Consider the following 24,486-nt stretch of genomic DNA (forward strand, 5'->3'; position numbering starts at 1 on the left):
TCAGATTTCAGATTTAGCTGGCGCAACCGGATGGATCATGTCATAGTTAATGGCGAAACTGGCTCTGCATAATGGTTGGAGCTGTAATGCCTGCACTGTCGGGAGCGACTCGTGTGAATCGGAAACTACACCAACTGGCGTTCACATAGGATAAGAATGGCTGTTGGAGTGGTGGCGCTACCACCAGAAACGACCCCTTGTACCGGCGCCTCGGCCGGCATCCCGGCAAGCTCCGCTTCGCCGGTACCAATAAACCAATAAACAAATAGACCAATAAACTATTGCCGCTCATACGCGCCCAGGTCGGGGAGGCCAACGGGGCGGGGCTTGCCGTCGAGGTCAGTCGTGACGGTGGTGGGTACTCCCTTATTGAGGGCGGGCGAGGTCTCGGCGAGGCGGAAGGAGAAGTAGCGGCGACCGGAGGCTACCGAGTCGAACTGCGGATCGGTATTGTTGATGGCGCCCGAGGTGGTGGCCGGCGACGGTGCATTCCGCACGCGCCAGAGCACCTGGTCAAACGTAAGGTTGAAGGGCGCAGTGCCGCTGCGTCCGAGCTCCACTTCGTTTTGCACGATGCCGTTGGCCTCGCCCCAGAAGATGCAATTGCGGAACAGGGCGTTAAACGGCGCGCTGCCCGACGTGTAGATGCCGAGTACAGGCTCCTTGTGCTGCACGTAGCCGTTGCTGTAGCCCGCCGCCGTGCAGTGCACAAAGCTGTAGTCGCCGCTCCCCTCCAGCACGATGCCGCGGCCGCAGTTGCTGACGAGCAGGTTGCGGGCACTGAGGCTCGACGAGCCGGCCAGGAGCCCTGCGTCGTAGGCGTTGTCGATGATCGTTTCCTCCAGGATCACTTTCGGGGCAGGGCCGCCACCGCTGAGCACCACGCCCTGGTAGGCATTACGGATCCAGGCGGCCGTGAGGCGGTTGTTGCGGCTCGCGGGACTGAAGTAGATGCCGGGCCAGGAAGCGGGGAAGTCGCGGTAGGGCACATCGAGGCGGTCGCCGGTGAAGAGCACCCGGGTGCTGTCGAAGGGTTCGCCGGCTGCCTGCAGCGAGCCATGCACCACGATGGGTGCGTTGGCATGCATGTAAAGGCGCGTGCCGGGGGTGAGGCTCAGCGTGGCGCCGGTGTCGATGGTGAGGCGGTCGAGGATCACGTAAGGAAGGGTGCTGTCCCAGGTTTCGGAGCCGGTGACCTCATGGTTGCGGAGAAAGCGTGCGTTCTGTCCCCAGGCATCGAGCTGCACCCAGCGCCGGTTGCCGTTCCAGGAGATCTCGATCGAGTCCTGCACCACGAAGGGCTGGAGGGTACCGCTGGCCCCGAGCGTCACCGTCACGAAGATGTAGAGCGAATCGTTGCCGGCCACCTCGAGGTCCCGCACCTGCGGCCCGGGAATGCCGTCGACATTGATGCGGAAAGGAGAGGCCGCGCCGCCGGCGAGGCGCACCGAGGAAATACGGATGCCGTCGCGGTCGTCGTTGAAGATCTTCACCACGCCCGACACGGAGCCAACGGTCGTGAACACCGTATCGAAGTGCAGCGTGTCCACGCTCGTCCGCAGCTGCGCACCGGCGCTCGTCGTAAAGCGGTCCTTCCGGCAGGCGAGGATGCCGAGGCCGATCAGCAGGCAGCAAAGCAGGGGCAGCACGGGTTTCATAGCGGCAAGGTAAAGCAATGTGCTAATTGGCTAATGGGTTAATGTGCTAATTGGGACCTGGGATAATGGGGTGATGGGGGAATGGGGTGGCGGGGGAATGTGCTGCACCTTAAGTCTTGGGTTTCGAAATAATTGCAGCCGTTCTCTTTCAGGCAACGAAGCATTAAACCCTTAAAACTTCCCAAACCCTGAAGACCTCATTAGCAAATCAGCACATTAACCCATTACCACATTTTGCTAACTACCTCCGGCAAAGCAAAGCGTAGCGATGGAGAGGGACACGCCGGGAATGGCGAGCAGGGCGCGGCCGCAGGCTTCGAGGGTGGCGCCGGTGGTCACCACGTCGTCGACGAGGAGGAGGTGCCTGCCCTCGAGGGCGGCGGGATCGGGCACGGTAAAGCGGCCCTGCATGTTCTGCCAGCGCTCCACGCGGCCTTTGTAGGTCTGGGTTTCGGTAGCCGCCGGGCGCTGCACCGCGCGGGGCAGTACGGGCAGCGGCCAAGTGCCGGCGATGCCCTCGCACAGGAGCGCGGCCTGGTTGTAGCCGCGGCGCCGCTCGCGGTCGGCATGCAGGGGCAGGGGCACCAGCGCGTCGACGCCGGCAAAGCGGGCGGAGGCGGCGAGTTGCCGGCCCATGAGCCCGCCGAGGTAGTGGCCGATCGGGGCGCGGCCGCCGTACTTAAGGCGGTGCATGAGCGCCTGCACCACCGAGCCCTGGGTGAAGTAGAGTTGCGCCGTGGCGGCGCGCAGGGGCAGGCGGCCCCAGAAGATCCGGTCGATGGGGTTGCCTTCGGCGCGCTCGAAGCCGGTGGCGGGCAGCTCGTGGGCGCAGCGCAGGCAGAGGGGGGCGTCGGGCGCCAGCACGTCGGTGCCGCAGCCTTCGCAGATGTGGGGGAAGGCGAGGTGGAGGAAGGCGGAGGCGAGGTCGTTGAGGAGCGGCATGATCGGCAATCGGCAATCGGGAATCGGCAATCGGGAATCGGCAATAAAGCCCCCTAAAGCAGCAGCCTAGTTCATCATTTTAGACAACATCTGAAAGCATCTGACTAAGAGTGTACCCAGGTCTACCAGGTTTTCTTTTTGACAGTAGTCAAGGTCGGAAGCGATATCTAGGAGCGCGTCGATCTCAATGAGCGACCATCTCGCGATTTCGCGGAAGCGCTTTCGGTCCGGGGCCGTCTTACGAGACGCTCCTTCAGCAACATTGAGGTGTACTGAGAGCGCTGCCCTCCGCAATTGCTGGCACATGGCAAATTTTTCTTCCACTGGGAAGCTTTTCGATAGGCGATAACAAGAAAGCACAAACGCGCGGGTAGCTTTATAAATGTCCATCTCTTGATGGTCCAGTTTCAGAAACATAGTTTTTACCCGAAGCTATCTAAGCTTGCATGCCGCACAAAAGGGTTTCAGTCAGAAGTTTCAGTGATTTTTCCCACTATCCACTGATGTTTTTCCCATTACCGATTCCCGATTGCCGATTGCCGCTTCACGAAAACAGATACCGGTACACCTCCTCCACCTGCCCCATCTGCACCACCTCGATACCGTACTTCTTCGAGCCGGCGATCTTCTGGTTGTACTTGGAGACGACGATCCGGGCGAAGCCCAGCTTCTCGGCCTCGGCGATGCGCTGCTCAATGCGGCTCACGGCGCGGATCTCGCCCGAAAGACCTACCTCGCCCGCAAAGCAGATTTCCTGGCGCACGGGCACATCCTCGTAAGAGGAGAGGAGCGCCACCAGCACCGCGAGGTCGATGGAAGGGTCTTCTACCTTGAGGCCACCGGCGAGGTTGAGGAACACGTCCTTGACGCCGAAGTGAAAGCCGCCGCGCTTCTCGAGCACGGCCAGCAGCAGCTGCAGGCGCCGCAGGTCGAAGCCGCTGACGGTGCGTTGCGGTGTGCCGTACACCGATTGTGCCACGAGCGCCTGCACCTCGATGAGCAGCGGCCGCGCGCCTTCCATGATCGTGGCGATGCTGGTGCCGCTGAGGGCCTCTTCCTTCTGGGTGATGAGGATCTCGCTCGGGTTGCGTACCGGCGCCATGCCGCTCTCGTTCATCTGGTAGATGCCCAACTCGGAGGTGGAGCCGAAGCGGTTCTTGAGCGTGCGCAGGATGCGGTATACATGGTGGCGGTCGCCCTCGAACTGGAGCACGGTATCCACCATGTGCTCGAGGATCTTCGGGCCCGCGATGGAGCCTTCCTTCGTGATGTGGCCGATGAGGAACACCGGCGTGTTGGTTTCCTTGGCGAACTGCTGGAACTCGGCGGCGCACTCGCGGATCTGCGACACGGAGCCGGGCGACGATTCGATAAAGGGCGACTGGAGCGTTTGTATCGAGTCCACGATGATCAGCTCGGGCTTCAGCTTCTTGATCTCGCTGAAAATGGCCTGCGTGGAGGTTTCGGTAAGGAGGTAGAAGTGCTCGTTCTTCATCCCGAGCCGGTCGGCGCGCATCTTTACCTGCTGCTCGCTCTCCTCGCCGGAAATATAGAGCACAGTGCTCTCCGTAAGCTGCAGGCCCATCTGGAGGAAGAGCGTCGACTTGCCGATACCGGGCTCGCCGGCCACCAGCACGATGGAGCCGGGCACGATACCGCCTCCGAGCACGCGGTTCAATTCCTCGTCGGGTGTTTGCACGCGTATCGTCTCCTGCGTCTGCACACTGTGCAGCGGCTGGATCTTGCGCGAGGTCACCGGCACCTCATGATAGGTTTGCCAGTCGGTAGCGCCGGCTGCACCACCCTTCTTCGCATCTTTCTGAATGAGTTCTTCTACAAAGGTGTTCCACTGCTGGCAGCCCGGACATTTGCCGGCCCACTTGGTGCTTTCATAGCCACAGTTCTGGCAGAAATACGCGGTCTTTATTTTCGACATGTTCTATAAGGCAAAAGTCAAAAGGCAAAATTCAAAAATTCTCTGTGTAGTACGTCTTCCTTTTTCGGTTATCCGGATGATCCAGGTGTATAAGAGATGATGACAAAAACGTTTTTGACTTTTGAATTTTGACTTTTGAATGGTGTTGAGGAGTGATCGTGACGTGAAGAAAACGGGTACTTTAAAAATGAAGAAAGGGGTCGGCCAAAAGACCAACCCCTTTACTTACTAACCCATTAAATTCTGACACTAAATTACAAAATGAGGGCACATTACAAAATTATTTTTTGGGCCTGTGCATAACTTTTAAGAAGCTCTTGTATAAGGAAACGCTAACACGGCTGCGCTTTTTCAGCATTGAAAATCAATGTCTTACAGAGGTATCTTTTCTATCACATTTCCCTAACGGGCTGTAAAAGTGTCAGTTAAGAAAGCCAAAATTTCGTGCTTTTCTGCCAAAATGTTTAGCAAAATGGTAAAATCCGGAAGTTCTGCCGTAGCGGGGCGTTTTGGAGATAGATTTGAGCATTCTAGAGAAAGAAAAAACCCATTATGAACTCGATATTCTTAGTCTCCCTGGTCTTCATCGGCATCAGCATGCTGGTCTCCGGCATCCTGCGGTCGCGCTTCGCGGCGTTCAGCAAGATCCCCCTCCAGTCGCGGCTCAACGGTAAGGAAGTGGCCGAAAAGATGCTCCGCGAGAATGGTATTTACGATGTCAAGGTCGTTTCCGTCGACGGCTTCCTGTCCGACCACTACAACCCCCAGTCCAAAACGGTGAACCTCAGCCCCGACGTCTACAGTGGCTACAGCGTGGCGGCCGCGGCCGTAGCGGCCCACGAGTGCGGCCATGCCATCCAGCATGCCACCGCATACGCCTGGCTCAACCTCCGCAGTAAGCTGGTGCCGGCGGTACAGTTCAGCTCCAACATCGTGAACTGGGTGCTCCTGGCGGGCGTATTCATGGCTGCCTCGGGCAATTCCACCCTCCTTCTGGTGGGGATCGCCCTTTTTGCCCTGACGGTGGTCTTCTCGGTGGTGACCCTGCCGGTAGAGTTCGACGCCTCGCGCCGCGCCCTCGCCTGGCTGCAAAACACCAACGTAACGAACCGCGAAGAGTACCCGAAAGCCAAGAACGCCCTCAACTGGGCTGCTATGACCTATGTGGTGGCCGCCCTGGCCTCCGTGGTCACCCTGCTCCAGTATGTGATGCTCTTCCTTGGCGCCCGCGACAGGGAGTAGGGATCTCAGATCTGGGATCTTGGATCTGTTTCGGCTGTGGTTTTCCCTATCGGTTTGTTTCAGCCTCGCTTGCGGGAGGGGCGGGTGGCTCGCCTGGACGGACCGCCTGAGGAAAATCCCCACATTTTTAAGCGCCCCGGCCCCGCCGGGGCTTTTCGTGGTGGTTGTGTTGAGGTTCGGGGCTTCGGGAACGGGATCCAGGTGCTACAAGAAGGGGCAAAGAAGAGGCACGGTTTTCGAATTTTTGATGTTGTGACAAAGACTTTGTGCAGAATGGCCTCGCTAACCTATTGAAATGCTCCCTTTATGAAGCGCCTGACCGCCGCCCTCCTGGGCCTGGCTCTCTGCTGCACGGCCTGCAAGAAGACCTTCCAGTTCAGCCCCCACGAGGTGCGCCCCGCCGCCGGCGAGCGTGCCCTCAACGCCAAGGCCATCGCCCGCATCGCGGCCCTGCCCCCTAAAAACAGCTTCCGCTTCCTGCTGGTAGGCGATACCCAACGCTTTTACGAGCAGGTCGACGACTTCGTGGCCGCCGCCAACGCCCTCGACAGCATCGACTTCGTGCTCCTCGCCGGCGATATCACCGATTTCGGGATGCAGACCGAGTTCAGCTGGGTGCACGAGCGCCTGTCGCGCCTCCGGGTGCCTTATATCGCCATCATCGGCAACCACGACATGCTGGCCAACGGCCGCACCGCCTTCGGGCAGATGTACGGGCCGGAGAACTTCACCTTCAGCTACAACGGCTATAAGTTCGTGTGCCTCAACACCAACTCCAACGAAACCGGCTTCGACGGGTCGCTGCCGGAGATGTCGTGGTTCGGCAGGGCCATGGCCGACTTGGAGCGCTACGACGGCGCTTTTGTGGTGAGCCATATGGCACCCTACGACGAGCTCTTCGACCGCCGGCACCACGACGCCTTTACGGCGCTGGTGCGGCAGAGCGGCAAAGTGCGGGGCAGTCTCCATGGCCACCAGCACCGCTTTTCGATGCAGCAGCCCTATAACGACGGCATTCCCTATGTGGTGGTCGGGTCGTTCAACCGCCGCAACTACGTACTGGTAACCGCCGGAAAAGAAACCGTCAATTATGAGGAACGCTATTATTAAACTCGTGCTCGCCCTCCTGCCGGCGCTGGGTGCGGCCGCCCAGGACAGCCTGCCGCCCCGCCGCTGGTGGGTGCCCGACGGCGCCAAGCTGCAGTTTGCCGGTAATATCGGCTTTCTTTCCGCCGGCGTCTCTTACAACAACCGCCGCGGCAACCTGGAGGGCGACTTCCTGTATGGCTATGTCCCGGCTTCGGTGGGCGGCGTCGACATCCACACGATATCGTCGAAGCTCACCTGGTTCCCGGTGCGGCCCTTCCCGGTGTCCGGCCTGCGGGTGCGGCCACTCTCGGCGGGTGTGCTGGTGGCGTATACCTTCGGCAAGCAGTACTTTCTCTTCGCTCCCAAGAACTATCCCTACACCTATTACGACTTTCCGACAGCGATGCACTTCGGCTTGTTCGTGGGCGGCGATGCCACCATTGCCGTCAAGAGCGACGCGCGCCACCGCTGGGGCCTGTACTACGAGGTAGGCACCACCGACAAGCTCCTTATTTCCTACGTCACCAACCACCGCTCCCTGCGGCCCTCCGATATCCTCAGCCTCGCCATCGGCGTGCGCCGCTCCTGGTGACCTCACCCCCGGACCTCACCCCAGCCCCTCTCCGGGGGTGAGGGGTGCCTCTGTGTTGCTGAACTACATTTTGCAAGGGTATCCGGCGATTCTTGCGCCCGTTAAAAATGTCAGTACCCATCGTACTGAACGATCTTAAAGAGCGTCAGGTGCGGGAGGCACTGACGCAACGCCCTAGCCGTTCTAATCGTATTAAATCCGTAAAATCCGCGTTCTTTCTCTCCTGCCCACGCGGCGCCGGGGCGCAAAAAAAGGAGGGACACCTAGTCCCTCCTTCAAAATTCATTGTTCCCTGTTCCTTGTTCTATTGTTCCAGGGCTGTTTTACAGTTTGATCTCCTCACCATCCTTGTTGAAGAAGTGGTACTCCGTAAGGTGGTAGGTCGAGTCTTCCTTTACGGCGATCTTCTGGCCGAACTTGCGGCGCCATTTGGCGGCCTTGGAGGTCCAGAAGAGGCCCTTGGTGAGGTAGGCGTAAAGGATCGGGCCCACGGCCACCGTGAGGTGCTCGTGCTTGTGGGTGATGAGGTAGTTGAGGTTCTTCTCGATGTCGTCTTCGAGGAGCATCGTGGAAGCGATCTTGCCGGTGCCCTGGCAGGTGGGGCACACCTCCTCGGTCTTGATGTTCATCTCCGGCTTCATCCGCTGGCGGGTGATCTGCATGATGCCGAACTTGGAGATGGGCAGCACCGCATGCTTGGCGCGGTCGGTGCGCATGTGCTCCTCCATGGCTTCGATGACGCGCTTCTTGTGCTCGGGCAGCTTCATGTCGATGAAGTCGATCACGATGATGCCGCCGATGTCGCGGAGGCGCAGCTGGCGGGCAATTTCCTTCGCCGCCTCGAGGTTGGTCTCGAGTGCGTTCTGCTCCTGGTTGTTGCTCACGCTCTTGTAGCCCGAGTTGACGTCGATGACGTGCAGGGCCTCGGTGTGCTCGATGATGAGGTAGGCGCCGCTTTCGAGGTTCACGGTCTTGCCGAAGCCCGACTTCACCTGCTTGGTGATGCCGTAGGTATCGAAGATGGCGTTGCCGGCCTGGTGAAAGGTCACGATGTCGGCCTTCTCAGGGGCGATCTTCTGGATATAGGCCTTCGTTTCCTGGAAGAGTCCCTTCTCGTTGATCACCACCTTGTTGAAATCGGCGTTGAGCAGGTCGCGGAGCATGGAGGTCGTTTTCGTCTGCTCGCTGAGGATCTTCGTGGGAGCCGTGGCGCCGCGGAGGTTCTTCTGGATCGTTTGCCAGGTAGCCACGAGCTCGGAGATGTCTTCGTGCAGCTCGGCGGTGTTCTTGCCTTCGGCGGCGGTGCGTACGATGACCCCGAAGTTCTTCGGCTTGATGGATTCCACGATCCGCTGGAGGCGCTTGCGCTCTTCGGAGGAATGGATCTTGCGGGATACGGCCACGATGTCGTTAAAGGGCGTTACCACCACGAAGCGGCCGGGCAGCGAGATCTCGCAGGAGAGGCGCGGGCCTTTCTGGGCGATGGGCTCTTTCAGGATCTGCACCAGCACGTTGGGCTTGCCGTTGAGCACTTCTGCGATCTTGCCGGTCTTGATGATCTCGGGCTCGTTGGGGAAGATGCCGAAGTCCATGCCTTCAGGGCTCTTGTCGCCGATGGCGGCCGCGGTGAATTTGAGGAGCGAGCGGGCGTAGGGAGAAAGGTCGGTGTAGTGGAGGAAGGCGTCTTTTTCGTGGCCCACGTCCACAAAGGCGGCGTTGAGGCCGGGAATCAGCTTTTTGACCTTGCCCAGGTACAGGTCGCCGACGGCGAAGCGGGCATCTACCTTTTCGGTGTGTAGTTCTACCAGTTTCTTATCCTCTAAAAGGGCAATGTCCACTCCGTGGGGAGCGGCATTGATGATTAGTTCTTTGTTCACATTACTACAGCTTTAGGTACACAGGTGAATTGACGCTGATCGCGCCGCTGATGCCGGATGCTGCAGTTACCTTGTATAGAGCGGGAAGGCAAGGGAAGGGAGGTGGGCAAGCGGTCCGATACGCCGGACCCGGGATTCCGGGAGAGCGATCAGCAATCGATAAAGATACAAATATACATGCCGGGAAGGCAGGTTAACTGCTATCCCGGCACGTACTATAGAGGTCATCGGAAGCTTACTTGCGCTTCTTGTGACGGTTTTTACGCAGACGTTTCTTACGCTTGTGGGTAGCGATCTTATGACGCTTTCTTTTTTTACCGCAGGGCATTGTGTTTAATTATTTGTTGTTTAAAGAATTACTTGGACAGTTCGGCCATTCGTTTTTCTACTTCTTTCCGGAGCCCTTGGTTGTCGATCAGCGGCAGGGTCTTGCCATACCAGCCTTTCGCCACCGCCTTGTTGCCGCGGCGCTCCTCGATGTCGGCGAGCAGCAGCAGCACCTGGAGGTTGCCGGGTTGCAGGCGCGCCACCCGCTGGAAGCGCTCCACCGCCCGGTCGGGCTGGTTGGAGAGCAGGGAGGCTTCGCCGAGCACTTGCTGGGCATAGGCAAAGGTGGAGTCGCGATCGGCCACGGCACGGATCTTCGTGATGCCTTCCATAGGACTCGCCAGCCCTCCGTAGAGGTATGTGGCGCCGAGTCCTACCTGGGCCGAATCGTTGGAGGGATTCCGGGTCAAAGAGCGCTCAAACAGGTCCTTGGCCTGGGAGGCTTTCCATTGCTTGAGCGCCGGGTCTTCCTCTTGACGAAGGTTGTCTAAGAACAAACGGGCTGCAAAGGTGAGGGATTTTTCTGAATTTTCCAACCGGGCGGCTTCGGCGGTGTACCAGGCAAAGGGCTCGAAGAGCCGGGCGGAGTCGCGCCAGAAGGCAGAAAGCTGGTGAAACTGGTGGAGCTTCTGCTCCTGGATGTCGCCGCGGGAGATGCTGTTTTGAAGAAGCGAGAGGCGGGTGCGCTGCCGGTCGTTGAGGCGGCGCAGCGAGCGGGCAAGCACCGTATCGGTCGTAACGGTTCCGGCTTCCGCAGCATGGTCGTGGCCGTCGTTAGGGCCGTGAACGGTGCTTTCGGAGGTCGTCTTCGGGGCCTTGTCGCCAAAGATCTGGGCTTGGGTAAGTAAATAAAGGCCAGTCGTCAGCAAGGCTACGATGCCCAGGACGGTCCATTGGGTTTTTTTCATGAAGTGCGTTCCCGGCCGAAGCTTCGGGGCCGCAAAGTTATTCCGCGATGCTCGTTTTCTTCACCTCGGCCACAAATTCTTTTGCGGGCTTGAACGCGGGGATGAAATGCTCGGGAATGTGCACGGCTACGTTCTTCTTGATGTTGCGGCCGATCTTGGCGGCGCGCTTCTTGGTGATGAAGGAGCCGAAGCCACGGATGTAGATGTTCTCGCCCTTGGAAAGCGAGTGCTTGATCTCGCGGAACATCTCCTCGAGCGTCATCAAAACGTCTACTTTTGGGATCCCTGTTTTCTCAGAGATCTGGTTGACCAAATCTGCCTTTCTCATAGCGGTCCTGTTTTTGTTCCCACAATATAAGACGAAAAGAAGTGATTGTCAAGTAAATATAAACCCTTTTTGCAACAAATTGTTGGCTCCGGCAGATGAAGGAAACCTTAGAAACACGCGCCGATTCGGCCCACGGCCGCCGCTTTACTGCCGGGCTCCTCCACTGGAACGCCACCGCCAACGACCGCCCCATGCCCTGGAAGGGCGAAACGGATCCCTACCGCATCTGGCTCTCCGAGATCATCCTGCAGCAAACCCGCGTGGAGCAGGGGTGGGGCTACTACGAGCGCTTCGTGGCAGCCTTCCCCACCGTTCAGGAGCTCGCCGCCGCGCCCGAGCAATCGGTGTTCAAGCTCTGGGAAGGGCTCGGCTACTACAGCCGCTGCCGCAACCTCATCGCCACAGCGCGGATCATTACGGAACAGTACGGCGGCGTGTTCCCGCAGCAGTACGACGACATCCTCGCCCTCAAAGGCGTGGGGCCCTACACCGCGGCGGCCATCGCCTCCTTCGCCTACAACGCGCCCTATGCCGTGCTCGACGGCAACGTGTTCCGCGTACTGAGCCGCATCTTCGGCTGCGCGCTGCCCATCGACTCCACCGAAGGCAGGAAGTTCTTTGCGCAGGCCGCGCAGGAACTGCTCCCGGTGGGCGAGGCCCGCGCCTACAACCAGGCCCTGATGGATTTCGGCGCCACCGTGTGCAAGCCGCTCCCGGCCTGCGCCGCCTGCTTCTTTCAACACGACTGTGCCGCCTTCCGCCACGGGCGCCAGGGCGAGCTGCCCGTGAAGGCGAAGAAGACCGCCGTGCGCGAGCGCTTTTTCCAGTATGTGCTGCTGCAGCACGAAAACACGTTGGCCCTGCACCCCCGCGGTCCCGGCGATGTGTGGGAGAGCCTCTGGGAGCCCTTGCTTTTCGAGGCCGGCCGGGAGCGCGATAAGGAAGCGATCCTGCGGGCGCTGAACGAGGAATACGGGATCAGGAAGGAAGACTACACGATCGAAAGCGCGGCTGCCAAGGGGCGACAGCGGCTTTCGCACCAGCTTATTCATTTCAACTTCCTGCACCTCGGGCTCGCGCGCCGCCTGGAGTTGCCCGGCTTCGACTGGGTGCCGCTGGACAAGATCGACGACTACCCGTTCCCGAAGACCGTCGGCGCCTGGCTCAAGGCGACGTTCGCCGGGTTCGGGTAGCGCATTCAACCAAGAGGCTGTTTGAACGATTCGATAACTGTTCATCGGACCGCGCAAGCGCGGGGAGCGGGGCTGACGCCCCTGTCGCGACGGCACGACGGCGCAAAGGCACGACGAAAAGTAAAAAGAACAGATTGTTTTTCTACGTCGCGCCGTCGTGCCTCCCGAGGCTTCGGGAGCGCCGTCGTGCATCGAGGCCGCTTGCGGCCGACCTTTTCACCCTTTCCTGATGATCATTTAACTCAAACAGGCTCTAAACCTTGCTGGTCGGAATTGAATGAACAGCTCCATCAACGGAAGACGTCCTTAATCCTTTCAATGACGGGAGCCCCTGCTAAAGCCCGCCTGCGGGCTTCCCTTAGCGCCCTTGAAAAAAAGCTGGAACTTCCAGGGTCATCGCTGATGTAGTACAACTCCGCCTGGGAAAAGGTGAAGCAAATTCCATTGCGCCTCCCGAGGCTTCGGGAGCGTAAAAATGCTGCGCTCCCGGCCTGCACTGTCCTTCCGGTCGCCTCCCGGTCTAAACCGATCGGTTCAGCTTTACCAATCCTACGTCCCGGGGTACTGGCAACAAATTTGATTGTTTTTGCGATGACAGGCTTGGAACGAACGGACAAGAACAAAAACCCTGAAAACAGAATGGTATGAGAGGAGTCAACAGAGTGATGCTGATCGGGAACCTCGGCAAGGATCCCGATATCCAGTTTTTGGAAGGCAATATCGCCGTGGCCAAGTTTCCCCTCGCCACCACGGAGACGTTTAAGGACCGCTCGGGCAAGCTCGTGTCGCAAACCGAATGGCACACCGTGGTGCTCTGGCGCGGACTCGCCGAGCTCGCCCAGAAATACCTGCACAAAGGCTCGCTCGTCTATATCGAGGGGCGTCTCCGCACCCGCAGCTGGGAAGACAAGGACAACAACCGCAAGTTCGCCACCGAGGTGGTGGGCGACAACCTCATCATGCTCGACAAGCGCAGCGAGGGCAACGGGCACGGAGGCGGCATCCAGGGCGACGAGGGCATGAGCGGGCCGCACCCCGGGATGGGAGAGAACGAAGATTTATCTTTCTAAGTGCCGAAACCGGATAAATTTGTAGTTTACAAGGATCCCGCCCCGGCGGGATGATCGTTCACCAAAACCTTTGCCTTGGACTACCATTCGGCCGGTGCCTCGCTATCTCATCTTGCCTTTACCCTCCTGTTGGCTAACCCGCAAAGCGCGGTCTTTCTCCTTGTCCTCCTCATCGTTCTCCTGCTCCTCAGCTTTGTGACCTCCGGCGCCGAAGTAGCGCTCTTCACCCTGCAGACGAAGGACGTCAATATGCTCCGCACCAAGCAGCACGACGCCGCCCGCCGCATCGTGCACCTCCTCGAGGAGCGCAAGGCCGTGTACACCTCCCTGCTCATCGCCGAAACCTTCTTTAACATCTCCATCATCATCCTCGCCAACTTCCTGATCACGCCCGTGCTCCAGCTCGACCCGCCGGTCTGGAACTGGATCATCAAGATCGTAGCCATCGCCTTTGTGCTGGTGCTCGTGGGCAAGATCCTGCCGAAGGTGTGGGCTACGCAGAACAACCTGCGCTTTGCCTACTTCGCCTCTGCCGTGGTGGAGGGCCTGCACCTGCTGCTCCGCCGCATTTCGCTCCGATTCGTGGGCATGGCCGACGGCATCAACCTGCGCAGCGGCGCCAACGAGCACCAGAGCGTGTCGATGCGCGAGCTCGACGCCGCCATCGACGTCAACGCCAACGAAACAAGCATCGAGGAAAAGAACATCCTGAAAGGCATCGTCAAGTTCGGCAACATCACCGTGCGGCAGATCATGAAGTTCCGTATGGAAGTGAACGGGCTCGACCACAACCTGAGCTTCGCCGAAGTGGTGAAGCGCGTGGAAGAGCTCCACTACTCCCGCCTGCCGGTGTACCAGACCAACCTCGACAGCATCGTAGGCGTTATCAACACGAAAGACCTGCTGGCGCAGCTGGGCAATCCCGGGTTCAACTGGCATTCGGCCATCCGTCCGCCCTTCTTCGTGCCGGAAAGCAAGCTGATCAAGGACCTGCTCAAGGAGTTCCAGGCGAAGCGCATCCACTTCGCCATCGTCGTAGACGAGTTCGGGGGCACCTCCGGCATCGTGACGATGGAAGACATCCTCGAGGAGATCATCGGCGACATCCGCGACGAGTTTGATGAGGAAGAGACCTCGGTGCGCCCGGTTGACGAGCATACCTGGATCGTGGATGCGAAGCTGATGCTGCACGATATGTGCCGCGCGATGCGCCTGCCGCTCGATACCTTCGACAACGTGAAAGGGGAGAGCGACTCCGTGGGCGGCCTCGTGCTGGAGGTGCACGGCGCCTTCCCCGACATCGAGGAAACGGTGCGCGTGGGCAAGTATGCGTTTACCGTGCTCGAGATCAACCGCAACCGCATTAATACGGTGAAGGTAACGGTGGAGTAGATCTCAGATCTCGGATCTGGGATCTCAGATGGGTGATCGCTGATCTCGGATCTGGCTGACGCCTAACAAGAGGATGGCGGCAGGTGGAAGATTCGACTGGCGAACGCAACAGTCCGGATCAAAAAACGTTACGTCTCTGTGAACCTGCCCTCATACCAATAGACAAATAGACCAATTCCCGTGAAACAAATCGTACTTCCGCTTCTGGTACTTTCCCTCGCCCTCGCGGCCTGCAACGGCGACTACCTGGCCAAGCCGCGCGGCTACTTCCGCATCGACCTGCCGCAAAAGGGCTACCAGCGCTTCGAGCAGCCGGGTTTCCCGTTTACGTTCGAGTACCCGGTGTACGGCACCATCGTGCGCGATACCTCCTTTTTCGGCGAGCGCACCGAGAATCCCTACTGGCTCAACATCGACTTCCCGGACTACCGCGGCCGCATCCACCTTTCCTACAAGCTCATCGGCCCCAACCGGTTCGACTCCCTGGTGCAGGATGCCTACGAGCTCTCGTATAAGCAGCACACTTACCGCGCCTCGGCCATCGACCACAAGCCCTTCACTACCCCGAACGGCATCGAGGGCGTGTACGTGACGCTCCGTGGAAATACGGCCACCGGCAACCAGTTCTTCCTGACCGACTCCGTACGGCACTTCCTGCGCGGCGCCCTGTACTTCGAGACCACGCCCAACGAAGACTCGCTGCGGCCCGTTGCCGAGTTCTTCCGCCGGGATATGGAGCATCTTATCAACACGCTCCGCTGGACTAGGTAGGAGGGGAGAGGGAAGAGGGAAGAGGTGATTACTTGAGTAATTGAACATTAGAATAAGAGAGTAACTGAGGGAAGGTTCGAGGGGAGAAGGGAGGGAGGAAGTGGCCATCGAAACTTTACTGAAGCCGTCCCGCTCGTCCCCTGATCCCTAATCACCACCCTCGGATACTCAAGTACTCATGTACTCATTTGTTCAAGTATTCCCCCTCCTCCCCCGACATTCTTTCCTCACCCTGTGCCCTTCGTTGTTTCACCATGGGATCCCATACGCATTTTCCCTAATTTGTGCATCCAAACTGCACCATGAGAAAGCTTTCCTGTGTGAGCGCCCTGCTCTTTATCTGCCTGTTTGTGCAGGCGCAACGCGATGTGATGCTCGACTCTTTCCAACGCCAGCTGAGCGTTGCCAAGACGCCCTCGGAGCGCGTCACGCTGCTTGGGCGCCTGATGCGGTATGCCGCCAGCAGCAATCCCGCGGAATCGGACCGCTGGGGCCGCCAGCTGACGGAGGAGGCCGAACGCTCCCGCGACCGCGTACTGATCTTCAAGTCGCTGATGTACCATGGCGAGCGTTATACCTACCAGCAGCAGAACCGCGACGCCCTCGCCAAATCCATCGACTTCTTTACCCGTGCACTCGATGTGGCGCGCCGCAACAAGCTCGATAAGGAACAGGCCGGCGCCCTCCTGGCCCTCGGAAGCACGCACCTGGCACTTTATGAATACGACAAGGCGCACCGTCATATCTCGGAGGCCTTCAGCCTCGCCAATATCCTCGCCAACGACTCCCTGCTGATCGTGTCCGGCAATGCCATGGGGAACTACTACCTGGTGCGGAACGAGCGCCTGCTGTCGCTGCGCAGCTACCTCAACTCCCTACGCCTTGCCGAAGGGCGCGGCGAACCGGCGCTGCTGCGGAATTGCTACGTCAACCTGGGACGGTTTTACGAGAGCATAGAGGAATACGACCGGGCCATCGACTATGTGCAGAAAAGCATGGTGCAGCTTGCGCTCATGAAGCAAGGCGGCGAGGCCTACAACCGCGCGCAGGACATCTACAAGCTGGGCGCGTTGTATACGTCAAAGAAAGATGCCGATATGGCGGTTTCCTATTTCGAGCATTGCGTACGCCTGGCCGATACCCTGAAGAGTGCCCCGCTGAAAGTAATGGGCTATACGGGCCTGCTCAACCAGTACCTGCGCGGCGACCAGCCCCAGAAGGCTTATGATTACTTCAAGTCGCGGCCGGAGATACGCCAGTATTTCGAGCGGATGGGCATGCCGGAAACCATCGACCAGGTCTACGCCGTCATTTACAAAGGGCTGGGCCGCTATGATTCGTCCGAGTATTTTTTCAACCGGAGCCTGGCCCGCTATGAGCAGAACGGCAGCCCGTTCATGCGCATGGCGATGTGGAGCGCCTATGCCGATCTGCACAAGAAGACCGGGAACAATGCCGCCGCGATCGCGTACCTCGAAAAGACCCGCACAATGGCACAGTCGTCCGGTAACATCGATTGGCAGCAGCTCGTGGTCAAAGAGCTCGATACGCTGTACGCGCGCTCCGGGGATTTTCGGAAATCGTACGAGGCCCAGCAGCAGTATTACCAGTTTAAGGACAGCCTCAAGAAACTGGGCGAAGAAAAAGACCTGCTGCAGGTAGAGCTCGCTGATGAGCAGCAGCGACAGGCCCGTCTCGACAAGGAAAAGGCGGCTGCGCTGGAGCGCAAGCATACGCTGCAATACATGGGCATCACGGTGGCCATCGGCGCGGTGTTCGTGCTGCTGGTACTGCTCGGCTTCCTGCAGGTGTCTGCCGGCGTCATCAAGGTACTGGGCTTCTTCTCGTTCATCTTCCTCTTCGAGTTTCTTATCCTCATCGCCGACAACAAGATCCACCATGCCACCCACGGCGAGCCCCTGAAGGTGCTGGCCATCAAGATCGTGCTCATCGCCGCCCTGTTGCCCCTGCACCACTGGCTCGAGCACAAGGTGGTACACTACATCGCCTCCCGCAAGCTCAAAGAAGACGCGAGCCGCGTGGGCTTTGCCCGCTTCCTGCGCAGAAAGGCCGTAAAGCCGTCGGGAGAGCAGTGAGGGGGATGAGCGGGTGAACAAGTGAGCAGGTGAGCGGGGCCCTATTTAAAGGTTCTTTGCTGATCCGCTCACCTGCTGACCCGCTGACCCCCTGCTCCGCTGACCCGCTTACCGCTCACCGCTCACTATTACTTAGCTTTGCCCAAAATCCTCTATTGTGATAGCGATCGACAATGTATTGGTGAGTGACGAGGTGGTGGAGGCGAAGTTCATCTGCGACCTCGCCAAGTGCAAGGGCGGCTGCTGCGAGGACGGCGATGCCGGCGCCCCGCTGACCCCCGACGAGAAAAGCGAGATCGACCGCCACTACGCGGCCTTCGAGCCCTACATGACGCCCGAAGGCATCGCGGAAGTGAAGCGCCAGGGCCGCTACCTCTGGGACCCCGAGTTCGGCTGGGTGACGCCCACCATCAACGGTGGCCTCTGCGTATACGGCTTCCGCGACGCGGCCGGCATCATCAAGTGCGGCATTGAAGCGGCCTACCTCGAAGGCAAGATCGACTGGAAAAAGCCGATCTCCTGCCACCTGTTCCCGATCCGCATCACCGAGGGCAAGACCTACACCATGGTGAACTACGAGCCGCGCGATACCCTCTGCAAGCCAGCCTGCGCGCTCGGCAAAAAGGCCAAGATGCCGGTGTACCAGTTTCTGCAGGAGCCCATCGAGCGCCGCTTCGGCAAAGAATTCTACGAGACCCTGCACCAGATCGCCATCGAACACTTTGACGCTAAAGCTCCCAACCGCTGATGTCTGAGCAATCCACCACCTTCCGGGCCAAGAGTACCATCAAGGCCGCCGACAAGGAGCATCGTCGGAAAATCAATTTCAACATCGCCCGCTACAACGCCGTGGTGCCTGCCGGGAAGCAGCAGTTCACCGACGTGCACGTAGCCCGCGAGCGTGCCAAGAACGTGAAGTGGCGCGCCATCGAAACCCTCGACAAGCAGCTCGAAACCTTCGAGGTGGTCGCCACCCGCAACGGCGCCAGGGTGCTGTGGGCCGAGACCGCCGAAGCCGCGCTGCAGGAGATCCTGAAGATCTGCAAGGAGAAGCAGTGCCGCTCCATCGTCAAGAGCAAAAGCATGGTGACCGAGGAGCTGCACCTCAATCAATTCCTCGAAAAGAACGGCATCGAAAGCGTCGAGACCGACCTCGGCGAATACATCCAGCAGCTCGACGGCGAGCCTCCCTACCACATCGTGACGCCGGCCATGCACAAGAGCAAGGAAGACGTGGCGAAGCTCTTTGCCGAAAAGCTCGGCACCCCCTCCAACCTGACTCCGCAGGAGCTCACGCTCGTGGCCCGCGAGAAGCTCCGCGAGAAGTATCGCCTGGCCGAGATCGGCATCACGGGGGCCAACTTCATCGTGGCTGACTCCGGCGGTATCGCCATTACCGAGAACGAGGGCAACGGCCGTCTTTCGTGCTCCTACCCGAAAACGCATATCGTGATCGTGGGTATCGAAAAGGTGATCCCCTCCATCAATGACCTGGCACTCTTCTGGCCCCTGCTCGCCACCTATGGCACCGGCCAGCGCATGACGGTATACAATACGCTCGTTACCGGTCCCCGTAGATCTACGGAGACCGACGGTCCGGAGGAGCTGTATGTGATCCTGCTCGACAACGGCCGCACGAACCTGCTTGCCAACCCGAAGACCCGCGAGAGCCTCTATTGCATTCGCTGCGGTGCCTGCCTCAATGCCTGCCCCGTGTATAAGAACATCGGTGGCCATGCCTACGGCACTACTTACAGCGGTCCTATCGGGTCGGTCATCACCCCGCACCTGAAGGAGCTGGATGAGTACAAGCACCTCTCGTATGCGTCGTCGCTTTGCGGCAACTGCACGGAGGTGTGCGCGGTGAAGATCAACCTGCACGAGCTGCTGCTCGAGAACCGCGCCGAGGCCGTGGAGTCGGGCGCATCGTCGTACGGCGAGCGCGTAGCCTGGAAGCTGTGGAAGATGGCCATGCTGAAGCGCCCGCTGATGAATATGGCCAACGGCCGCATAAAGGGCTGGGTCGTCAATTCCTTCGTCAAGAGCTGGTCGAAGCACCGCAGCCCGCTCGAGTTTCCGAAGAAATCGTTCAGCCAGCAATGGCAGGAGCGGCATTCCGGATAACCAACCAGCCCACGGTTTTAACCGTGGGTTTTCGATATGAACTAGCCCATGGCTTCAGCCATGGGGCAACGCGGCCCACGGTTAAAACCGTGGGCTGGTTCATTTCGAAAACCCATGCCTGAAGGCATGGGCTGGTTGGAAAAAAACCATCATTTCCTGAGGTTTTTCACCGGGCGCACCAGATTCGACAGGGTAAGTTGCATCCATTATGTCCCACACCCTCAACCATGCTTGGTTCCATGTGGTCTGGTCCACGAAGCAAAGGGCGCCGCTGATCGATACGTCCTGTGAGCGCCTGCTCTATCCTTACCTGGAGCAGCGTTTTGAAGAGCAGCGATGCCGCTTGATCGCCCTCAATGGGATGCCGGATCATGTGCACGCCTTAGTCGCGCCCTGTCTTGAGCGGGCACCTTCCTCCATCATGCAGCACGTAAAAGGTGCTTCAGCATTCTGGCTGAACCGCAAAGTCGGCAAGAAGGAGTTTGCTTGGCAAACCGGGTATGCGCTCTTTACCGTCTCGCCCGATGCGGTGAAATCTGTGGCGCGGTATATCGAGCGGCCGAAGGAACATCATCGCGGCATCGGTCTGGCGGACGAGCTCGCGCAACTCGCGATACAGGTATGAAGGACCGGTGGTTTTCAGTCTGCGCCGCCCTCCGTACATTGCGTCACGCTGATCACCGTATTTGCCCATACCGCCACCCCACGCCTGCGCTACGTGCTCGATTTCCTGTCCGGCTATTTCGGTGTACCGTTTACCCGGACGCCGGACGCAGCCTCCGCAATCATCGGGTATGACCCGGGTGGATTGATAGTGCCCTGGGGGTTGCTGGAGGAAACCGGCATCCGCGCCTTTGATCCACCCGTGACGCGCCACGCAGCCGGCTTCCCGGTCCTCTTCCCAAATGAGGGGCCGCTCGGCTTCGACCTCTTTGCCGGGATCTTTTTCCTGCTGAGCCGCTACGAGGAATACGGCGATGCGCCCCCCGACGAATATGGCCGCTTTGCCCATACGGGTAGCCTTGCCCACCGCCATGGCTTTCTGCAGCGCCCGCTGATTCATGAGTGGCTGCACCACCTGGCGCAGCGGATCGAAGGCTTGAAGGGCCCCGGCTTTTCCTTCGTACCCACCTACGATATCGACATGGCCTGGAGCTACCGGCACAAGGGCCCCGCCCGCAACGCAGCAGGACTCCTGCGCAGCGTGCTTTCGGGACGCATACAGGAAGCTGCCCGTCGGGTGCGCGTGCTTGGCGCAAAGGCTGCCGATCCATTCGATTGCTTCAGGGCGCTCGACGAACTGCACCGCCAGTTTAAGCTCGATCCGATCTATTTCATCCTCTCGGCGCGGCAGCGGGGACGGTACGACAAGAACATTCCGTTGGCGCATCCCGATATGAAAGCGCTGGTCCGGCGGCTGTCTGCACAGTACCGCATCGGGCTCCATCCTTCGTGGCGCAGCGGCGACGAGCCCGTAGAATTACGGGAAGAGCAACGTGCGCTCGGGGCCGCTGCCGGCAAGGGGATCCTTCATTCGCGTCAGCATTATATCCGGATGCGCCTGCCCGGAACCTATCGCAGCCTGCTGCACGCCGGCATCCGCAACGACTACTCGATGGGGTACGGATCTGTTAACGGCTTCCGCGCTTCGGTGGCCGTTCCGTTCTATTGGTACGATCTTGAAAAGGAAGAACAAACAGACCTGCTGCTGCATCCCTTCTGCTTCATGGATGCCAATGCTTATTACGAGCAGCGGCAGGACATCCGCAGCACCGAGATGGAGCTCGGGTACTATACCGACACCCTGAAGCGTTGGGGCGGCACCTTCATCACCATCTGGCACAACACGATCTTAGGCTCGGCACCCTCCTTCGCCGGCTGGGCGGCCCTCTACGGGCGCTTCCTGCAGCGCGTTACTTCTCCTTACTGAACGAGCGGTTGACGAGGTATACACCGTACAGCGTCACGAGCGTGCCCACCCCGATAAAGAGCGACAGCGGCTCGTCGATGAGCAGCGCGCCCAGCAGCACGGCCACCACGGGATTGATATAGGCATAGAGGCTCACCTGCGCCGTCGGCAGGTGCTGCAGCGCATAGAGGAAGGCGGCAAAGGCGATGATGGAGCCGAAGGTGACGAGGTAGCCGATGGCGGCCCACGACCGCCAGGGGATCTCGGATACCGGGACGCTCTTGCCACTCAGCCACATGCCCGTAAGCAGCACCACACCGGAGATGAGGAACTGCAGCCCGAGGCTGAAGTACGGGTTGAACTGCGCCGCCTGCTTCTTCGTATACAGGGTGCCGAAGGCCCAGGACCAGGTTGACAGGAACGAGATGGCAATGCCGAAGCGGAAGTCGGGATCGAGGAACTCGTGCAGGTGCTCGTAGAAGATGATGCAGATGCCGGTGAAGCCGAGCGCCATACCCAGGGCCGTTTTGGCGGAAAGCTTGCTGGTACGCAGCGCCAGCGCGATGATGACGAGCCAGATGGGATAGATGGCGCCGATCACGGAGCCGAGCCCCGCCGGGATATACCGCACACCCCAGGTGGAGAGTGCGTTGCTCAGCATGAAGTTGAGAAAGGAAAGCACCAGGATCGGGCCCCACTGCCGGCCCTTTGGCCAGCTCACCCCCTTTGCAACGAAGAACCCCACGAAGCAGAGCCCGGCCAGCACCTGCCGGATGCCTGCGAGCTGCAGAGCGGGCATATACTTCACACCCTGCCGCGACGCCACCCAGGTGGTGCCCCAGAAAAAGCACACGAGCACCAGGGCAAACAGCGCCTTGGTACGCTGCCCGCGCCCGCGCAGCGAAAAGGGGTGCAGGCGCCCTACAGGCAGCTCCTGCCAGGACTGTGCATCGGAATGCAGCTCGGGCTCGTCGGTAGGGAGGTGGGCATTGCGGGTGTCGTTGTTCATGGTAAGCGTAGGTGATTACAGGTGGCGCAGCGGCGGCAGGTTCTTGTCACTGCAAAAGTGCGGCCTTGCCGGCGTTGCGGGGCAGCACAGTTTCCGTCTTTTTTGGTCGGCACAGACCTCACCCCCGGCCCCTCTCCGGGAAAGAGGGGTGACTCTGTGGCGCTGAACTTACGTTTTGAGACTTTTCTCAATGCCCTGGTACCAAACTCCATTGCTTCAAACAGAACAATCCGGACACTTATAATTGCAGCCATTACATTAGAAAGCCCTGACAACGTAGTTGTCAGGGCTTTGATATTAAGACGCTCCAACGTTAGTAAGCAATGCTAATGTAGTTCTCTTGCACAGAGTCACCCCTCTCTCCCGGAGAGGGGCCGGGGGTGCGGTCTGTGCCGGGGGAGAGGTCAATGCCGGAAGTGCCGCTGGCCGGTCATCACCAGCGCAAGGCCCTGCTCCTGGCAATAGGCGATGGAGTCTTTGTCGCGGATGGAGCCGCCGGGCTGGATAAAGGCGGTAATGCCCGCCGCATGGCCCAGCTGCACACAGTCGTTGAAAGGAAAGAAGGCGTCCGAGGCCAGCACGGCGCCTTTGAGGTCGAAGCCGAACTGGCGGGCCTTCTCGAGCGACTGGCGCAGGGCGTCGATGCGGCTCGTTTGCCCACAGCCCTTGCCGATCAGCTGCCGGTCCTTTACCAAGGCGATGGCGTTGCTCTTGAGGTGCTTGCACACGAGGTTGGCGAATTCAAGATCGCTGCGCTCGGCATCTGTGGAGGGGCGGCCACCGGCCTCTTCCCATTTTTCCGTGTTGCCGCGGTCCTTTTGCTGCACGAGGGTGCCGTTGAGGATGCTCTTGTATTGCTGCTCTGGCAACGACGCGTCCTTTAGCTGCAGCAGGATGCGGTTCTTTTTCGATCGCAGCACCTCGAGCGCATCGGCGTCAAAGGCCGGGGCAAGCAACACTTCAAAGAAGATCTCGTTGATGGCTTCCGCCGTCGCCTTATCCACGGTGCCGTTGGTAACCAGCACACCGCCGAAGGCGCTCTCGGGGTCGCCGGCGAGGGCCGCGGTCCAGGCTTCGGATACAGAGGCGCGTTGTGCCACGCCGCACACGTTGGTGTGTTTAATAATCGCGAAGGCACATTCTCCGGCCCCTTCTCCAAGGTACGGGGAGGAATCCGCTCCCCTCTCCTTTGGAGAGGGGCTGGGGGTGAGGTCCTTGACGAGCTCTACAGCGGCGTCCACATCCACTAGGTTATTGTAAGAAAGCTCCTTGCCGTTCAATTGGGTGAAGCAGGCAGCGAGGTCGCCGTAGAAGTGTGCGGACTGGTGCGGGTTCTCGCCGTAACGCAGGGGCGTTTGGTGGCCGGCACCGATAACATTGATGGGGGCATCTTCATTGAAATAGTTGGCGATCGCGATATCGTAGTCGGCCACGATGCGGAAGGCTTTGGCCGCGTAGGCCTTGCGCTGTTCGCGCGTGAGGGCGCCGTTCTGCTGTTGCAGCTGCGCCACCAGCGGGGCGTAGTCGTCTTTCGACGCGAGCACGGCCACGTGGCTGAAATTCTTGGCCGCGGCGCGGATCATGCTTGGGCCGCCGATGTCCACCTTTTCGATAATGAGCGCTTCCTCGCTCGTCTGCTTCAGGGTTTCCTGGAACGGGTAGAGGTCCACTACCACGAGGTCGAGCTCGGGGATGCCGTATTGCTGCATCTCGGCCAGGTCGGTTTCGTTCTCCCGGCGGCCCAGGATGCCGCCGAACACCAACGGGTGGAGCGTTTTGACGCGGCCGCCGAGGATGGAGGGATAGGTCGTCAGCTCTTCCACCGGCGTTACCGGGAGGCCGAGGTCTTCGATAAATTTTTGCGTGCCGCCGGTGGAGTACATGCGGGTGCCTTGGGCGTGCAGCTGGCGCACGAGGGGCTCGAGCCCGTCTTTATAAAATACCGAGAGGAGGGCGGAGGCAATCTTCTTTTCCATGCTGTTGGGTTTCGATGCCGATCTGGTTTTGACGGCGCCCAAAGGTA

The 24,486-nt window shown here is 59.6% G+C and carries 20 protein-coding genes and 1 pseudogene; 12 read left to right on the forward strand and 9 right to left on the reverse strand.

Annotated features, from left to right (window positions below):
• Positions 1-278: 278 nt before the first annotated feature.
• The 4 genes from ABD937_RS02540 to radA form a co-directional block, all read right to left on the reverse strand.
• Entirely contained in the window at positions 279-1,658 is a 1,380-nt protein-coding gene (locus ABD937_RS02540; RefSeq protein WP_345253122.1) for a choice-of-anchor Q domain-containing protein, read from the reverse strand.
• A 237-nt stretch (positions 1,659-1,895) separates the two neighbouring features.
• Positions 1,896-2,600 carry a ComF family protein gene (locus ABD937_RS02545; protein WP_345253124.1) on the reverse strand — a complete coding sequence of 235 codons (705 nt, stop codon included), beginning with the start codon at positions 2,598-2,600 and terminating at the stop codon, positions 1,896-1,898.
• A gap of 66 nt (positions 2,601-2,666) precedes the next feature.
• On the reverse strand, positions 2,667-3,017 hold the full coding sequence (locus tag ABD937_RS02550; protein ID WP_345253126.1) for a four helix bundle protein: 351 nt from the start codon (positions 3,015-3,017) through the stop codon (positions 2,667-2,669).
• Positions 3,018-3,144: 127 nt separating this feature from the next.
• Positions 3,145-4,536 (reverse strand): DNA repair protein RadA, encoded by a 1,392-nt coding sequence (gene radA / locus ABD937_RS02555; RefSeq protein ID WP_345253127.1) that lies wholly within the window; start codon positions 4,534-4,536, stop codon positions 3,145-3,147.
• Positions 4,537-5,088: 552 nt separating this feature from the next.
• On the opposite strand from radA, the gene ABD937_RS02560 reads away from it, so the two are divergent.
• From ABD937_RS02560 to ABD937_RS02570, 3 genes are all read left to right on the forward strand, one after another.
• Positions 5,089-5,778, forward strand: coding sequence for a zinc metallopeptidase (locus ABD937_RS02560; RefSeq protein WP_345253128.1), 690 nt, complete (start codon positions 5,089-5,091; stop codon positions 5,776-5,778).
• Positions 5,779-6,084: 306 nt separating this feature from the next.
• Positions 6,085-6,888 (forward strand): metallophosphoesterase family protein, encoded by an 804-nt coding sequence (locus tag ABD937_RS02565; protein WP_345253129.1) that lies wholly within the window; start codon positions 6,085-6,087, stop codon positions 6,886-6,888.
• Positions 6,869-7,459 carry a hypothetical protein gene (locus tag ABD937_RS02570; protein ID WP_345253130.1) on the forward strand — a complete coding sequence of 197 codons (591 nt, stop codon included), beginning with the start codon at positions 6,869-6,871 and terminating at the stop codon, positions 7,457-7,459. The genes ABD937_RS02565 and ABD937_RS02570 overlap by 20 nt, the downstream gene beginning before the upstream one ends.
• A gap of 323 nt (positions 7,460-7,782) precedes the next feature.
• Here the strand turns inward: ABD937_RS02570 and ABD937_RS02575 are convergent, their stop codons facing one another.
• From ABD937_RS02575 to ABD937_RS02590, 3 genes and pseudogenes are all read right to left on the reverse strand, one after another.
• Positions 7,783-9,336, reverse strand: coding sequence for an Rne/Rng family ribonuclease (locus ABD937_RS02575; RefSeq protein WP_345253131.1), 1,554 nt, complete (start codon positions 9,334-9,336; stop codon positions 7,783-7,785).
• Between the two features lie 356 nt (positions 9,337-9,692).
• Positions 9,693-10,571 (reverse strand): tetratricopeptide repeat protein, encoded by an 879-nt coding sequence (locus ABD937_RS02585; RefSeq protein ID WP_345253132.1) that lies wholly within the window; start codon positions 10,569-10,571, stop codon positions 9,693-9,695.
• Positions 10,572-10,608: 37 nt separating this feature from the next.
• Positions 10,609-10,905: pseudogene (locus ABD937_RS02590) on the reverse strand (HU family DNA-binding protein); the annotation flags it as partial.
• 89 nt (positions 10,906-10,994) lie between these two features.
• On the opposite strand from ABD937_RS02590, the gene mutY reads away from it, so the two are divergent.
• From mutY to ABD937_RS02635, 9 genes are all read left to right on the forward strand, one after another.
• Entirely contained in the window at positions 10,995-12,092 is a 1,098-nt protein-coding gene (mutY, locus tag ABD937_RS02595) for an A/G-specific adenine glycosylase (RefSeq protein WP_345253133.1), read from the forward strand.
• Positions 12,093-12,736: 644 nt separating this feature from the next.
• A complete protein-coding gene (locus ABD937_RS02600) occupies positions 12,737-13,162 on the forward strand; it encodes a single-stranded DNA-binding protein (protein WP_345253134.1) in 426 nt (141 codons plus the stop codon).
• Positions 13,163-13,237: 75 nt separating this feature from the next.
• Positions 13,238-14,554 carry a gliding motility-associated protein GldE gene (gldE, locus tag ABD937_RS02605; RefSeq protein ID WP_345253136.1) on the forward strand — a complete coding sequence of 439 codons (1,317 nt, stop codon included), beginning with the start codon at positions 13,238-13,240 and terminating at the stop codon, positions 14,552-14,554.
• A 180-nt stretch (positions 14,555-14,734) separates the two neighbouring features.
• Positions 14,735-15,325 carry a gliding motility lipoprotein GldD gene (gene gldD / locus ABD937_RS02610; RefSeq protein WP_345253138.1) on the forward strand — a complete coding sequence of 197 codons (591 nt, stop codon included), beginning with the start codon at positions 14,735-14,737 and terminating at the stop codon, positions 15,323-15,325.
• Positions 15,326-15,627: 302 nt separating this feature from the next.
• On the forward strand, positions 15,628-17,421 hold the full coding sequence (locus tag ABD937_RS02615) for a tetratricopeptide repeat protein (protein ID WP_345253140.1): 1,794 nt from the start codon (positions 15,628-15,630) through the stop codon (positions 17,419-17,421).
• Positions 17,422-17,578: 157 nt separating this feature from the next.
• Entirely contained in the window at positions 17,579-18,169 is a 591-nt protein-coding gene (locus ABD937_RS02620) for a DUF3109 family protein (protein WP_345253142.1), read from the forward strand.
• On the forward strand, positions 18,169-19,545 hold the full coding sequence (locus tag ABD937_RS02625) for a LutB/LldF family L-lactate oxidation iron-sulfur protein (RefSeq protein ID WP_345253143.1): 1,377 nt from the start codon (positions 18,169-18,171) through the stop codon (positions 19,543-19,545). Before ABD937_RS02620 ends, ABD937_RS02625 begins: the two co-directional genes overlap by 1 nt.
• Before the next feature lie 208 nt (positions 19,546-19,753).
• On the forward strand, positions 19,754-20,170 hold the full coding sequence (gene tnpA / locus ABD937_RS02630; RefSeq protein WP_345253145.1) for an IS200/IS605 family transposase: 417 nt from the start codon (positions 19,754-19,756) through the stop codon (positions 20,168-20,170).
• A gap of 93 nt (positions 20,171-20,263) precedes the next feature.
• A complete protein-coding gene (locus ABD937_RS02635; protein WP_345253147.1) occupies positions 20,264-21,475 on the forward strand; it encodes a DUF7033 domain-containing protein in 1,212 nt (403 codons plus the stop codon).
• Here ABD937_RS02635 and ABD937_RS02640 read toward each other — a convergent pair.
• On the reverse strand, positions 21,459-22,463 hold the full coding sequence (locus tag ABD937_RS02640) for a DMT family transporter (RefSeq protein ID WP_345253148.1): 1,005 nt from the start codon (positions 22,461-22,463) through the stop codon (positions 21,459-21,461). The genes ABD937_RS02635 and ABD937_RS02640 overlap by 17 nt on opposite strands.
• A 404-nt stretch (positions 22,464-22,867) precedes the next feature.
• A complete protein-coding gene (purH, locus tag ABD937_RS02645) occupies positions 22,868-24,439 on the reverse strand; it encodes a bifunctional phosphoribosylaminoimidazolecarboxamide formyltransferase/IMP cyclohydrolase (protein WP_345253149.1) in 1,572 nt (523 codons plus the stop codon).
• Between the last annotated feature and the right edge of the window lie 47 nt (positions 24,440-24,486).

The organism is Flaviaestuariibacter amylovorans (genome assembly GCF_039541815.1).
Taxonomy (GTDB): domain Bacteria; phylum Bacteroidota; class Bacteroidia; order Chitinophagales; family Chitinophagaceae; genus Flavisolibacter; species Flavisolibacter amylovorans.